The organism is Luteimonas lutimaris, assembly GCF_039537065.1.
GTDB classification, from domain to species: Bacteria; Pseudomonadota; Gammaproteobacteria; order Xanthomonadales; family Xanthomonadaceae; genus Luteimonas; species Luteimonas lutimaris.
Window position 1 is genome coordinate 456,472 of the sequence record NZ_BAAAZU010000006.1, and the last position, 14,505, is coordinate 470,976.

Annotated in this window: 9 protein-coding genes; 3 read left to right on the forward strand and 6 right to left on the reverse strand. The window is 65.0% G+C overall.

Annotation, left to right across the window (positions count from 1 at the left end):
* Positions 1-67: 67 nt before the first annotated feature.
* The 3 genes from ABD679_RS08600 to ABD679_RS08610 all read right to left on the reverse strand — a co-directional run bounded on the left by ABD679_RS08600 (position 68) and on the right by ABD679_RS08610 (position 4,338).
* The gene (locus ABD679_RS08600; RefSeq protein ID WP_344759535.1) at positions 68-1,225 is read right to left on the reverse strand and encodes an isovaleryl-CoA dehydrogenase; all 1,158 of its coding nucleotides are present in this window, start codon (positions 1,223-1,225) and stop codon (positions 68-70) included.
* Positions 1,226-1,308: 83 nt separating this feature from the next.
* Positions 1,309-2,412 (reverse strand): Glu/Leu/Phe/Val dehydrogenase dimerization domain-containing protein, encoded by a 1,104-nt coding sequence (locus ABD679_RS08605; RefSeq protein WP_344759536.1) that lies wholly within the window; start codon positions 2,410-2,412, stop codon positions 1,309-1,311.
* Between the two features lie 369 nt (positions 2,413-2,781).
* Positions 2,782-4,338, reverse strand: coding sequence for a phospholipase D family protein (locus tag ABD679_RS08610; protein ID WP_344759537.1), 1,557 nt, complete (start codon positions 4,336-4,338; stop codon positions 2,782-2,784).
* 202 nt (positions 4,339-4,540) lie between these two features.
* Here ABD679_RS08610 and ABD679_RS08615 point away from each other — a divergent pair, with 202 nt between their 5' ends.
* From ABD679_RS08615 to ABD679_RS08625, 3 genes are all read left to right on the forward strand, one after another.
* The gene (locus ABD679_RS08615; protein ID WP_344759538.1) at positions 4,541-6,670 is read left to right on the forward strand and encodes a C1 family peptidase; all 2,130 of its coding nucleotides are present in this window, start codon (positions 4,541-4,543) and stop codon (positions 6,668-6,670) included.
* Between the two features lie 354 nt (positions 6,671-7,024).
* The gene (locus ABD679_RS08620; RefSeq protein ID WP_344759539.1) at positions 7,025-10,792 is read left to right on the forward strand and encodes a methylmalonyl-CoA mutase family protein; all 3,768 of its coding nucleotides are present in this window, start codon (positions 7,025-7,027) and stop codon (positions 10,790-10,792) included.
* Positions 10,793-10,812: 20 nt separating this feature from the next.
* Positions 10,813-11,700: a S1 family peptidase gene (locus ABD679_RS08625; protein WP_344759540.1), complete on the forward strand. Its 888-nt coding sequence runs from the start codon at positions 10,813-10,815 to the stop codon at positions 11,698-11,700.
* Between the two features lie 105 nt (positions 11,701-11,805).
* Here ABD679_RS08625 and ABD679_RS08630 read toward each other — a convergent pair whose 3' ends face one another.
* From ABD679_RS08630 to ABD679_RS08640, 3 genes are all read right to left on the reverse strand, one after another.
* A complete protein-coding gene (locus ABD679_RS08630) occupies positions 11,806-12,741 on the reverse strand; it encodes a hypothetical protein (protein WP_344759541.1) in 936 nt (311 codons plus the stop codon).
* 69 nt (positions 12,742-12,810) lie between these two features.
* Positions 12,811-13,701 (reverse strand): nuclease-related domain-containing protein, encoded by an 891-nt coding sequence (locus ABD679_RS08635; RefSeq protein WP_344759542.1) that lies wholly within the window; start codon positions 13,699-13,701, stop codon positions 12,811-12,813.
* Positions 13,698-14,505 (reverse strand): type ISP restriction/modification enzyme (locus ABD679_RS08640; RefSeq protein ID WP_344759543.1); only part of this gene is annotated, 808 nt, incomplete at its 5' end. The genes ABD679_RS08635 and ABD679_RS08640, both read right to left, overlap by 4 nt.

Sequence of the window (14,505 nt, forward strand, 5' to 3'; positions counted from 1 at the left end):
TTGTTTTCCGGCAACAGCAAAAGCTCGCGGCTGAAGCCGCTCCTACAAAAGCAGGCTGGAGATTGGCTCAGCTGTTGCCTTCGAACAACTCGCGGCCGATCAGCATGCGGCGGATTTCGTTGGTGCCGGCGCCGATCGCGTAGAGCTTGGCGTCGCGCAGGATGCGGCCGGTCGGGTATTCGTTGATGTAGCCGTTGCCGCCCAGCGCCTGGATGCCTTCCAGCGCGACCTGCACGGCGGCTTCGGAGGCGTGCAGCAGGCAGCTGGCGGCGTCGATGCGCGACTTGTGGCCGGCGTCGTAGTCGCGTGCGACCTGGTAGGCGAACGCGCGCGATGACTGCAGCGCGGTATACATGTCGGCGATCTTGCCCTGCATCAGGCCGAAGGTGCCGATTGCGCGGTCGAACTGCTTCCGCTCGCGCACGTAGGGAAGGGCGGCGTCGAGCGCGGCCTGCATCAGGCCCAGCGGGCCGCCGCTCAGCACCAGGCGTTCGGTGTTGAGGCCGGACATCAGCACGCGCACGCCCTGGTTGACCTCGCCCAGCACGTTTTCGGCCGGGATTTCGCAGTCCTCGAACACCAGCTCGCAGGTATTCGAGCCGCGCATGCCGAGCTTGTCGAGCTTCTGCGCGGTGGAAAACCCCTGCATGCCCTTCTCGACGATGAAGGCGGTCATGCACTTGCTGCCCGCGTCCTTGCCGGCGGTGCGCATGTAGACGATCAGCACGTCGGCCTCGGGGCCGTTGGTGATCCACATCTTGTTGCCGTTGGCGATCCACGTGTCGCCGCGCAGCTCGGCGCGGCAGGCCATCGAGCCGACCACGTCCGAACCCGCACCCGGTTCGCTCATCGCCAGCGCGCCCTTCCACTCGCCGCTGCACAGCTTCGGCAGGTACTTCGCGCGCTGGACGTCGTTGCCGTTGGCGTAAAGGTTGTTGACGCACAGGTTCGAGTGCGCGCCGTAGCTCAGGCCCACCGAGCCCGATGCCCGCGAGATCTCCTCCATCGCCACCAGGTGGGCGAGGTAGCCCATCTCGCTGCCGCCGAACTCGCCCGGCACGGTCATGCCCAGCAGGCCCAGTTCGCCCAGCTTGGGCCACAGGTCCTGCGGGAAGGCGTTGTCGTGGTCGATGGCTTCGGCGCGCGGCGCGATTTCGGCGTCCGCGAAGCGGCGCACGGCCTCGCGCAGCGCATCGATGTCTTCACCCAGCGGGAACGGGCGCATGTGGAGCTCCTTGTCTGTTTCCTGGTGCGCAAACGACAACGGGGCGCGCAGGCCCCGTTGTCCGTCAAGCCTTCCGGCGCAGTTTACGCGCCGCCGCGGATGCGGCCCTGGAAGCGCGGGGTGGTGCGGCCCAGCGGCAGCTTGAGCTTGCCCATCGCCGCGATGCGCTCCTCGGCCATGCGGTCGGCGGCCCGGTAGGTCGGGATGCCGTCGCGCTCGGCGATCTCGTAGATGCGCGCGAGGTTGTGGTAGATCGTGCGCATCATGCGCATCGCGCGCTCGCGGTTGTAGCCGGTGATTTCCAGCGCCACGTTCATCACGCCGCCGGCGTTGACCGCGTAGTCGGGCGCGTAGAGGATGCCGCGCTTCTCCAGCTCGTCGCCGATCTCGTTGTCGGACAGCTGGTTGTTGGCCGGGCCGCAGATGACCTTGAACTTGAACCGCGGCAGCGTCTGCTCGTTGACCGTGCCGCCCAGCGCGCACGGCGAGTACACGTCGGCGTTGACGTCGTAGATCTCGTCGGTGCCCACGGCCTCGGCGCCGTACTCGCTGACGGCCTTGTCGACCAGGGTCTTGTTGATGTCGGTGACGAAGATCTTCGCGCCGCGCTCCTTGAGCAGCTTCACGTACTCCATGCCGACGTGGCCCAGGCCCTGCACGGCGTAGCTGTACTTGCCGACTTCCTCGTCGCCGAACTTCTTGTTGAGCGTGGCCATCAGGCCCTGCAGCGCGCCGTAGGCGGTGAACGGCGACGGATCGCCGGAGCCGCCGTGCACCTGGTGCACGCCGGTGACGAACTCGGTCTCGCGATAGACCAGCTCCATGTCGTTGACGTCGATGCCGACGTCCTCGGCGGTGATGTAGCGGCCGCCCAGCGACTGCACGAACTGGCCGAACGCGCGGAACAGCGCCTCGGACTTGTCGGTGGACGGGTCGCCGATGATCACCGCCTTGCCGCCGCCGATGTCGAGGCCGGCGACCGCGTTCTTGTAGGTCATGCCGCGCGACAGGCGCAGGACGTCGTTGAGGGCTTCGGCCTCGGACTTGTACGGCCACATGCGCGTGCCGCCCAGCGCCGGGCCAAGCACGGTGTTGTGGATCGCGATGATGGCCTTCAGGCCCGCGTCCTTGTTGTGGCAGAAGACGACCTGTTCGTGGCCGAGGGTGTCCAGTTGTTCGAAGATCATCGACAAACTCCGTTGCATGGCGCGCTTCCGCTTGCGCGGGACGCCGGCAAAGTGGGGAATGGGTTGGGTGCGCTGCAGGGCAGCGACCGGACGGGCAGGAGGCGGCCCGGCGGCGCGGCATTCTACGCGTCCTGCGTCACAAAAGCCCGTTCGAGCGGGTATGGGGGTGGGGACGGCGGCCGGGCGGCAACCTGAATGGGGCGCGGCCGCAGGAGCCTGCTCCCGGCGGGTTCCTGATCCCTCCCAGCGGGCAGAAAGCCGGTCTCCAGCCCTTCTCCCGCTTCGCAGGAGAAGGGCTGTCTGGCCGTCGCTTCGCGGTTTTTCTTCAGCCGCGAACCCCCTCCAGCCGCGAATCCCGCCGACGGTCGCCTACAGCTGCGACTCGATCGGCAGCCAGCCGATCATCCTGGCCGTCGCGCGCTGCCAGGCGGTGGTCTGGGGTTCGCGGTGCAGTACCAGCGGCGGGTCGCGGCTGCGGTCGAGCCACTGCGTCTTGCCGTCCTCGCCACGGACGACCTCGTAGCTCAGCGCCGGGCCGGCCAGCCGGCGGTATTCGTCGCGCACCGCCGCGGCGATGTCGCGGTCCTCGAACAGCACGCCCATCTCGGTGTTGAGGTAGGCCGAGCGCGGGTCGAGGTTGAACGAGCCGATGAAGCCGCGCTCGTCGTCGACCACGAAGGCCTTGGTGTGCAGGCTGGCGCCGCTGCTGCCGAACAGGCCGTGGTTCTCCGCGCCGCCCTGCGCGCGCAGTTCGTACAGGTCCACGCCGCCGTCGAGCAGCGGGCCGCGGTAGTCCATGTAGCCGGCGTGCACGGCGGGCACGTCGTTGGCGGCCAGCGAGTTGGTGACCACGCCCACCTCCACGCCCTTGCGCACCAGGTCCACCAGCCGCCGCGAGAACGACTCGCCGGGCACGAAGTAGGGCGAGATCAGCAGCGCCTGGCGTTTGGCGCCCAGCACCTGCCCGAACAGCTTGCCCACCAGCCAGTCGCTGCGGTCGTCCTCCTTCCACTTCAGCGGCGGATCCGACGCCACTTCGATGGCGCTGCTCCAGTGCGGGGCGAGTTCGCCGCGGAAGTAGCCGCGCACGGTCGGCGAGGCGTCCACCCGCTGCAGGTACACGCGCGCGTGGTCGCCGGCGGCTTCGGCGCGCACGCGGGCAACGGCCTCGTCCAGTTCCTGCTGAGAGCGCTTGCTCAGCGATGCGATCGGCACCGCCGCCTCGCTGTTCCAGAACGCGTCGAAGATCGCGCTGGCCTGTTCGACCTTCGGCCCGAACAGCACCGCGTCCAGGTCGCGGAAGTTGGTGTCGGTGGATGCGTCGAAATACTCCTGGCCGATGTTGCGCCCGCCCAGCACGGCGACGCGGCCGTCGGCGATCCACGCCTTGTTGTGCATGCGGTGATTGACGCTGAAGAAGCGCTGCACCAGCTCGAACACGCGCATCGGCCCGTTGCGGTTCCGGAACGGGTTGTAGATGCGGATCTCGATGTTGGGGTGGGCGTCGAAGGCGAGCAGGTCGGTGTCGTCGCCCTGGGTGTTCATGTCGTCGAGCAGGATCCGCACGCGCACCCCGTGTTCGGCCGCCTGCCAGGCCTCGTGCGCGAGCAGCCGGCCGGTGGGGTCGTTGTGCCAGATGTAGTACTGCAGGTCGAGGCTGCGCCCGGCCTTGCGCGCCGACAGCGCGCGCGCGGCGAAGGCGTCCAGGCCGTCCGGGACGAGGATGATCCCGGTCTTGCCGCCGTGCTTTTCGACCAGCGGCGCAATCTCGCGGTCCAGCGCGGTCTGCGCGGCCTGCACCGGCAGTGCGTGCGAGGGCGTGCCCACCGCGCGCGGCGTCAGGTGGTCGGCCAGCAGCCAGCCGCTGAGCAGCATCAGCACGAGGGTGAACAGTCCCCAGGCGAAGATGCGCTGGATTCGTGACATGCAGGAGTCTCCGGGGCGCGGTGCGCGCGCAAGGGTCAGGTGCGGGATCTGGCGAGTATCCGGGCGCCCCGGCCGGGCGGCAAGCCGCTTTGCCGCCGCGGTCGCTGTTTTCGCGACCGCCACGGGGCATGCTCGGGTGGTGGCGCCGCATGCTGGCCCCGGCCGCGCGGTCGCAGCGTTTCCACTGCATGGAGGAACACCGATGGCCACGAAAACGACGACGCGCAGCGCACGCAAGGGTTCGCGCAAGCGCACGCCCCACGCCGGCCCCGGCCCCTGGGCCGACAGTCCGCGCCTGCTCGATGCGCGCCCGGACACCGCCGACTTCCGCGACCGCATGTTCGAACCGACCCTGGTCGACGTGCCCACGCACGTGCCGCTGGAGCGCTACCTCGAACTCGGCGTGCCCGTCCTCGACCAGGGCGACGAAGGCGCCTGCACCGCCTTCGGCCTGGCCACCGTGGCCCACACCCTGCTGCGCACGCGCGGCTCCGGCGCCGACGACACGCGGGTCAGCACGCGCATGTTCTACGAGATGGCGCGCCGCTACGACGAATGGGAGGGCGAAAGCTATTCCGGCTCCAGCTGCCGCGGCGCGATGAAGGGCTGGCACCGCCACGGCGTGTGCTCCGCGCAGGCCTGGCCCGACGCGCAGGGCGAAGCCGCCGACTGCTACACCGACGCCCGCGCCCGCGACGCACTGCGCAACCCGCTCGGCGCCTACTACCGCGTCAACCACAAGGACCTGGTGGCCATGCACGCGGCGTTTGCCGAAGTCGGCGTGCTGTACGCCTCCGGCGGCGTGCACGCCGGCTGGATCGAACCGCCGTCCAGCGGCCAGATCGCGTGGACGCAGCAGCCGGTGATGGGCTACCACGCCTTCGCCATCGTCGCCTACGACGGCGACGGCTTCTGGCTGCAGAACTCCTGGGGCGACGCGTGGGGCCGCAAGGGCTTCGCCCGCGTCAGCTACGACGAATGGCTCGAACGCGGCACCGACGTCTGGGTCGCGCGCCTGGCCGTGCCCGTGCACCTGCAGCGCGCGCAGTCGGCGGCGGTGAGCAATTCGTCGATCGGCCGCCAGTCGGTGGGCTACTCGCAGGCCGACCTGCGCCCGCACATCGTCAGCCTCGGCAACGATGGCCGCCTGCGCGCCAGCGGCCGCTTCGGCACCAGTGCGCAGCAGGTGCGCGACCTGGTGCGCGACGACATGCGCGAAGCCACCCGGGGCTGGAAGAAAAAGCGCGTGCTGCTCTACGCCCACGGCGGGCTGGTGCCCGAGGAAAGCGCGATCCAGCGCGTCGCCGACTACCGCGAGGCGCTGCTCGCGCAGGAGATCTATCCGCTGTGCTTCGTCTGGAAGACCGACTTCTGGACCACGCTGGGCAACATCCTCAAGGACGCCGCGCGCCCGCGCAGCGAAGGCCTGATCGAGAAAGCCAAGGACCTGCTGCTCGACCGCCTCGACGACACCCTCGAACCGCTCGCCCGCGTCATCGGCGGCAAGGCCATGTGGGACGAGATGAAGGAGAACGCGCTGCTGTCCACCACCGCCGTTGCGCGCAGCACCGACGGGCGCCTGGTCGAAAGCGGCGGCGCGGCGCAGGTCGCGCGCCTGCTCGACGAATGGGCCGGGCAGGACAGCGCGGTCGAGCTGCACCTGGCCGCCCACAGCGCCGGCTCCATCCTGCTCGCGCCGCTGCTGCAGCTGCTGACCGCGAAGGGGCAGATCACCGGCGGCCCCGCCAACGGCATGCTCGGCATGGGCCGCAAGGTTGCCAGCGTCAACCTGTGGGCGCCGGCGATCACCATGGACATGTTCCTGATGAGCTACGTGCCCGCGCTCGAAGCCGGCCTGGTCGACCGCGCCTGCCTGTTCACCCTGACCGACAAGGCCGAACAGGACGACAGCTGCGCCGGCGTGTACCACAAGTCGCTGCTGTACCTGGTCGCGCACGCGTTCGAAAAGCAGGCGCGCAGCTGGATCGACCGCCGCCTGTCGCAGGGCACACCGATCGCCGGCATGGCCCGCTTCATCGAGGCCAAGACAGCCGCCGACCAGGCCTACGGCTACGAACGCGTGCACAAACTGCTCAAGACCGGCCGCCTGGACTGGGTGCAATCGCCCGCCGCCGGCCGGCCGCCGGGTTCACCCGACGGCGCCAACGCCACCACCCACGGCGGCTTCGACGACGACCGCGCCACCCTCGAAGCCACCATCGCCCGCATCCTCGGCAAACGCAGCAGCCAGCCGGTGGAATTCGACCTGCACCACTCCGACGCCGGCATGCGCGCCCGCCGCGAAGCCCTCTGCCGCGCCCTCGAGTCCTGACCCATGCTCCTGTAGGAGCGGCTTCAGCCGCGAGCTTTCACTCCCTTCCCCTGCCTTCGCTGGGGGGAGGGACAACAGCAAAGCCCCGCGTTTGTAGGAGCGGCGGAAGCCGCGAGCTTTTGCCCCGTCCCCTGCGAAGGCTGGCGATGGGCGTCTTCGGGATCAGCCCAAACCGTGAGCACATCCTCCCAACCTCCCCCTGCCGTCGCAGGGGGAGGGCAACGGCAAAAGCTCGCGGCTTCCGCCGCTCCTACACGGGCGGGGAGGGGCGGGGAGGGGCGGGAGGGGCACGGAGGGACCGGAAAGGCCCCACGGTACAATCGGCCGCATCCATATCTTCAGTTGGAGCGCGCCATGAGCACGCCAGCCGCCAGCACCCTCGAAGGCACCCATCCCGCCGCCCAGCCGGACACCACGCCGCTGCGCTTCGTCACCGCCGCCAGCCTGTTCGACGGCCACGACGCGGCCATCAACATCATGCGGCGCCTGATCCAGTCGCAGGGCGCGGAAGTGATCCACCTGGGCCACAACCGCTCGGTCGAGGACGTGGTCCGCGCCGCCCTGCAGGAAGACGCCGACGCCATCGCCCTGTCCAGCTACCAGGGCGGCCACGTCGAGTACATGAAGTACATGGTCGACATGCTCCGCGAACACGACGCCAGCCACATCCGCGTGGTCGGCGGCGGCGGCGGCACCATCACTCCCGAGGAAATCCGCGAGCTCGAAGCCTACGGCGTCGAGCGCATCTACCACCCCAACGACGGCATGAAGCTGGGGCTGGTGGAAATGATCGAGGACGTCGTCAAGCGCGTCTCGCAGGCGCGGGACGCGAAGGGGCGCGACACCGACGCCGAAGGCCTCGCCGGCGCCGCGAAACCCGCGCTGGAAGACGAGATCGGCATCGGCCGCGTCATGTCCGCGATCGAGGACGGCGGCTATTCCGAATCCGAGCTGGCGATGCTGCGCAAGCAGTGGCAGTCGCCCGGCACCCAGTCCCCGGTCGTCGGCATCACCGGCACCGGCGGCGCCGGCAAGTCCTCGGTCACCGACGAACTGCTCAACCGCTTCCTCGCCAGCTTCCCGCAGATGCGCATCGCCGTGATCTCGGTCGACCCCACCCGCCGCCGCACCGGCGGCGCGCTGCTCGGCGACCGCATCCGCATGAACTCGCTGCGCAGCCACCGCGTCTACATGCGCTCGATGGCCACCCGCCGCCAGCACGCCGCCACCAACCTCGTGCTCAAGGACGGCATCGCCTTCCTCAAGTCGCTGGGCTTCGACCTGGTGATCGTCGAGACCGCCGGCATTGGCCAGTCCGACTCGGAGATCGTCGACCTCGTCGACTTCCCGATGTACGTGATGACCAGCGACTACGGCGCCGCCAGCCAGCTCGAGAAGATCGACATGATCGACTTCGCCGAACTGATCGTCCTCAACAAATACGACAAGCGCGGTGCCGAAGACGCCCTGCGCGACATCCGCAAGCAGTGGAAGCGCAACCGCGTCGCCTTCCAGGTCAAGGACGAGGACGTCCCCGTCTACCCGACGATTGCCAGCCAGTTCAACGACCCCGGCATCAGCTGGATGTTCGTCAACCTGTGCCGCCTGCTGCGCGAAAAGCTCCACCTCGGCCCGGATGCCCCTGTACCGGATGCCCCTGTAGGAGCGGCTTCAGCCGCGAGCTCTTCCACGGGCACCGACAAAGACAAAAAGCTCGCGGCTGAAGCCGCTCCTACAAGGGCAGAAGGGGCCATCGACTGGACCCCCAAACTCGACGTCACCCTCAAGGAACCCCGCGCCACCGTCCTCATCCCCGGCGCCCGCATCCGCTACCTCGCCGAAATCGCCGAACAGGGCCGCGCCATCAACGCCGCCATCGAAAAACAGGCCGAAGCCGCCGACCGCGCCCAGGCCTGCTGGCAGGCCCTGCAGGAGCTCGAAGACCCGAAGCTCCCCAAACAGCTCGACCTCTACCACGCCGACGACCTCACCGCAGCCACGAACCCTGTAGGAGCGGCTTCAGCCGCGAGCCCTTCGTCGGAAGGCAAGCAGGATCAAAAGCTCGCGGCTGAAGCCGCTCCTACAAATGCGAGCGCGGCCCCCGACCGCTCGCTCCTGACGCTCCGCCAACGCTACAACGACGCCCTCCAGTCCCTCACCAGCGACTCCCTCAAGCTCCTGCGCGACTGGCCGCAGCGCCTCAAGTCCATCACCGACGACACCACCGCCTACGAAGTCCGTGGCAAAGAGATCCGCGTCGACAACTACCGCGAATCCCTCAGCCACCAGAAGGTCCCCAAGATCGCCGCCCCCAGCTACAAGTCCTGGGGCGAGCTGCTCACCTTCCTCGGCAAGGAAAACCTGCCCGGCTCCTACCCCTACACCGGCGGCGTCTACCCCTACCGCCGCACCGGCGAAGACCCGATCCGCATGTTCGCCGGCGAAGGCACGCCCGAGCGCACCAACCGCCGCTTCCACTACCTGTCCGTCGGCCAGCCGGCCGCGCGCCTGTCCACCGCGTTCGACTCCGTCACCCTGTACGGCGAAGACCCCGCGCCGCGCCCGGACATCTACGGCAAGATCGGCAACTCCGGCGTCAACATCCCCACGCTCGACGACATGAAGAAGCTGTACTCCGGCTTCGACCTGTGCGCGCCCACCACCAGCGTGTCGATGACCATCAACGGCCCCGCGCCGATGATCCTGGCGATGTTCATGAACTGCGCCATCGACCAACAGGTGGAGAAATACCTCAAGGAAGACCCGCAGCGCTGGGCGGATGCCGAGAGGAAGATCGCGAAATTCTTCGAAGGCCGCGAGCAGCCGACCTACCACGGCGACCTGCCGCCCACCAACGACGGCCTCGGCCTGGGCCTGCTCGGCGTCTCCGGCGACCAGGTCGTCGACGCCGAGACCTACGCCCGCATCAAGGCGCAGACCCTCAAGACCGTGCGCGGCACCGTGCAGGCCGACATCCTCAAGGAAGACCAGGCCCAGAACACCTGCATCTTCAGCACCGAGTTCGCGCTGCGGATGATGGGCGACATCCAGCAGTACTTCGTCGACAACGGCGTGCGCAACTTCTACTCGGTGTCGATCTCCGGCTACCACATCGCCGAAGCCGGGGCGAACCCGATCAGCCAGCTCGCCTTCACCCTCAGCAACGGCTTCACCATCGTCGAGTACTACCTCGCGCGCGGGATGAAGATCGACGACTTCGCGCCCAACCTGTCGTTCTTCTTCTCCAACGGCATGGATCCGGAATACACCGCCATCGGCCGCGTCGCCCGTCGCATCTGGGCCCGCGCCATGCGCGAGCGCTACGGCGCCAACGAACGTTCGCAGATGATGAAGTACCACATCCAGACCAGCGGCCGCTCATTGCACGCGCAGGAGATCCAGTTCAACGACATCCGCACCACACTGCAGGCCCTGTACGCCCTATTCGACAACTGCAACAGCCTGCACACCAACGCCTACGACGAAGCCATCACCACGCCCACCGAGGAAAGCGTGCGTCGCGCGGTGGCCATCCAGATGATCATCAACAAGGAACTCGGCCTCAACTTCGTCGAGAACCCCTGGCAGGGCAGCTTCGCCGTCGAGTACCTCACCGACCTGGTCGAGGAAGCCGTCTACAAGGAGTTCGAAGCCATCAGCGAGCGCGGCGGCGTGCTCGGCGCCATGGACACCATGTACCAGCGCGGCAAGATCCAGGAAGAGAGCCTGTACTACGAGCACAAGAAGCACGACGGCTCGCTGCCGCTGGTGGGCGTCAACACCTTCTTGCCCAAGGAGCATGCGGGCGAGATTGCCACCGAGATCGAGCTGATCCGGAGTACGGAAGGGGAGAAGGGGCAGCAGATCGAGAATGTGCAGCGGTGGCAGCAGTCACGCAACCAGCTGGCGCCGCAGGGGGAGACCTCGCATGGGCACATGGCCGATGCCGACGAAGAGGCACCGATGGTGCACGATGGGCATGGGTTGGGGTATTTGCAGCAGACTGCTCGCGATCGGAAGAACGTGTTTGCGGCGTTGATGGAGGCGGTGAAGACGCACTCTTTGGGACAGATCAGCCATGCCCTTTACGACGTGGGTGGCGAGTACCGCCGCAACATGTAAGTACACTACGCCAGCACCTGATGAGCCCTTCAACATACATTTCTCTGTCCACCGTTCGCCTGCTATGCGGAAGCGGTGGGGATTTCACATCTGTCGGGACCGGATTCTTTTACATCACGGATTTTGGTGCGCCAGAGGGGGTTGCTCAAATTCCATTGGTGATAACCAACAAGCATGTTGTTAAAGGCTTTGTTGATGCGAAACTGTTTTTAACCACTTGCAATCCAGGAGAGCAGCCCGATGAGACTGGTGCGACTCAGAATGATCAACACAGAGAAGCACTGATCTCTGGAATTGACCAGCGGTTGATGCTGCATCCAGACCCAAACGTTGATCTTTGCGCGTTTCCAATTCAAGACATATGCGACGCGGTTGTTTCCGATGGGCGTGAGCTGAGGCTGGCTTATCTGAACGATAGTTATTTGGTCCCGGGTGACGAAAGGCCACACATAAGAGTAATCGAATCGGTGGCAATGATCGGTTATCCGAACGGGCTATGGGATCAGTCAAATAATAGGCCATTGGTGAGGCGGGGTAGCACTGCGTCGCATCCTTTCGTCCGGTGGAATGGAAGACGTGAATTTGTAATTGATGCCGCTTGTTTCCCCGGTTCAAGTGGATCTCCAGTCTTCCTTTTCGAAGATGTGATGTTTAGGCAGAGAGGAGGCGCTTATACCCCAGGTTCAAAAGCTCACCTTCTCGGAGTTCTTGCTTCGGGCCCATGGATTGATAGAGAAGGTCGCATAGTTCGGCGTGATGTGCCGGCTGCGACGACTCTGGTTCCGATTGTTCCTGCGATGATGAACTTGGGAAACGTTGTGCATGCAGATGCAATCCGCGACTTGTTGCCTATTATTGGTAGCGCGGTGCAAGCAGGACTCTCGTTTCCGCGCGCGGCTCTTTTGTAGCGAGGAATGAAGAGGGGCGGATTGGATTGTTGGATCTAAAGGGGCAGTGGACAGAAAAATGGCCGGGGATAATTGGTCGGCGTTAATTTCCTCCGATCCATCTGTCTATTCCTTTTGTTGTTCTTGAATAGACCGGGTGCTTGACTTGTTCTTCGCGAGAAGTTCTGGGTAGTACTGCCATAGTGGCCTGATCGGGACTTTGGCAAGTTCGTCATGCGGCGGCCGGTTTGGGTAATGCCCAATGAACAGCTTGGTCTCGTTGAACATCTTTTCTTCCACTTCGCTGATGTGATCGGCCATGTGGCCGAGTTCATGACCGATTTCGAGCAGTGACTTCTTCAGATCGGCTCGGGATTGGCTCGAGTCTCTTGGATTTAGAACAGGGGAGTTGGCATGTGCCGCTTCGGCGTTTCGCCGCCTTGCCACCAGCTTCAAGTGTTCGAACGCGCAATGATCGAACTTCAGGCATAAAAAATAGCGGTGCGCCAGCGCTCCGAGCAATGATACGTCGTGACCCTCGCCACCACTCTTTCTGCATGCCTCGCAGTCCTTGGCAAGCAACTGTTGCAAAGAAGCACTCTTGTAGTGCTTGTTAGGGAATGATGTGCAGTAGAGCAACTGCTTAATTGCGGCTTCGCAAAATCTGGCGACGTTGAGAGAGAGTTCGGACTCCAGTCGTATTCTCATGACTTCGGCATCAACCGGATCGATCGATTGGGCCGACTCGGAGAATGCCCATGCGTCATTGATAGTGCTAGCGAGCGTGAAGCTAATGGATCCCAAGCTGAACGTGTAAGGGTTGTCGACTTGGCATGTCAGCTTCCTGCTCTCTTTTGTGAAGAGTGGAAGTGCATAAGTTTTTCTCTGCAGCCAGGTGCACATTTCTCGGCTGATCGTGGCCATGTTGGGCTTGGCAGGTATGTCGCCGATCCAGAGCACTGCCTCTCTCCGAAAGCCCCATTCCGGATGGTCAGCATGTTCGGTCCCCCGTTTTGAAGGGCGTTTTACTTCACCCTGTTTTTGGTTAGAGGGGTCATTCAATCTGGCGTCTCCTGAAGGAACGCGTGAAATGCTCTAGAAGAGAATCAGCTAACCGGAATTGAATTCGCTTCAATCCTCTATCGCCGGATATCGCAATGCTATTGCCTGCGCGACCAGCGTCCTGGTTGAGTCGTCGAGTACTTCCTGGCCGGTGAGAAGGAAGTCCGCGCCTTTGCCCATGGGGGTGAAGACGCGGACGTCGGAGCGTTTGGATTCTTCGGTCCTATCGATCCACCAGCCGGGCAGGGCGATGGCAGGGATGACGGGGATTTCGCGCCCTAAGGATTCGCGCAGGTAGCGGGCCAACCATTGGGCCTGGCGACGGGCTTGGATGACCGGAGCGTCGTCGCGCCAGTCGGGGAAGCGGAGGGCTTCGCCGTCGAAGGTGACCTTGTAGTGGGAGTCGTCGCTTGAGCCGCGGGGCTTGCGGAACGACTTTGTTTCTACGGCGTAGACGGCGCGCGGTGCGATCACGATGTGGTCGATGTTGAAGCCTTCGCAGGGCAGGTCGTGGGCGACGATGCAGTTTGGGCCGATCAATCGGTTGAGCAGCTGGCCGGTCATCTGCTCGGCCACCAGTCCGTCGCGGGCCCGTGTCTTCGCACCCCAGTGCACGACGAACCGCCGCAGGCCGTAGGCGAACATGGCGATGGCGCCGATGACGAATAGCCAATCCATCGTGCGGAGCTGGACGGTTTCCCATTGCACGCGGCTCATTGCCCAAGCGAGCAGCATGACAGGGAAGGAGAAGTACATGACGATGCTGGCAAGCAGGAGCTCGTCGCTGTGGTCGTTCATCCGGCCCACAAGCTGTTGCCCCGGCAGATTTGCCAGCTTCTTGCCGTGCAAGGGCGAGCGCCTGGTGTCGCGCCGACGCCAATACTTGACAGCGATGGAGGCGGCCAGCATCAGTGCCACGGACAGCACGAATGCACCGATCATGACCAGGTTTCCTGTCATCGCGTGGTTTCCTTGCGCATGGCTTCGACGATGGCTTGCGTTTCGACGCTGACGCGGGTGACGCGCTGGAGCAGGTCGATGACGTGTTCTTTGTGGTCGGCGAAGCGGTAGGTGTTGAACTTCTCGCGGATGGTGGGATCGCGCGGGGTCTTTTCCTTGTACTGGTCGAGGATCCATTCCAGCGCGGAGCGGTTGCCGAGCTTGTAGTCCCAAGCTTCGGGCGGGATGCCGGCGAGGGTGGTTTCGCTGTCGAGCAGGATGCGGCCGCCGGGCTTGTCGGCCTTGAGCAGCGGCTTGGGCGACTGGCCAGCAGTGCGGGCCTTTTCGTCCTCGATGTCAGTGCGTTTGAGCGGCCAGGCGTCGACGGACTCGTAGCCGATGTGCAGTGTCATGAGTTGTTTGCCCCGCGTGGCCCAGCGCACGAAGTCGGCCTCGACGTCTCCGTACAGCGGGATGCGTGGGAATTCGCGCTTGAGGTTCTGGGCGTACTTCTCGCGGTACACCGGATCGTGCAGTATGGCGTAGACGTAGTGGAAGATCGCTTGCCTGGTGACAGCTTGCGCCTGCTTGCCCTTGCCGGGGCGGTAGTGGTCGCGGAACTGTTTGAGGGCCCAGTCAGTGATGTTGTCATTGACTTTGCCATCCACGCTCACACGCAATGGGAGCGCTTGAGTCTTTTCCAGGTAATCCACACCGAACACCTGATCGGATGCAAGTACTTGGAAGGGCTTCGAGGGGTAATCCCCCCACGGGTTAGCTGACGCCAGAAGTGGAATTTTCTCGTACCCTTTCCCGAGGAGGTTC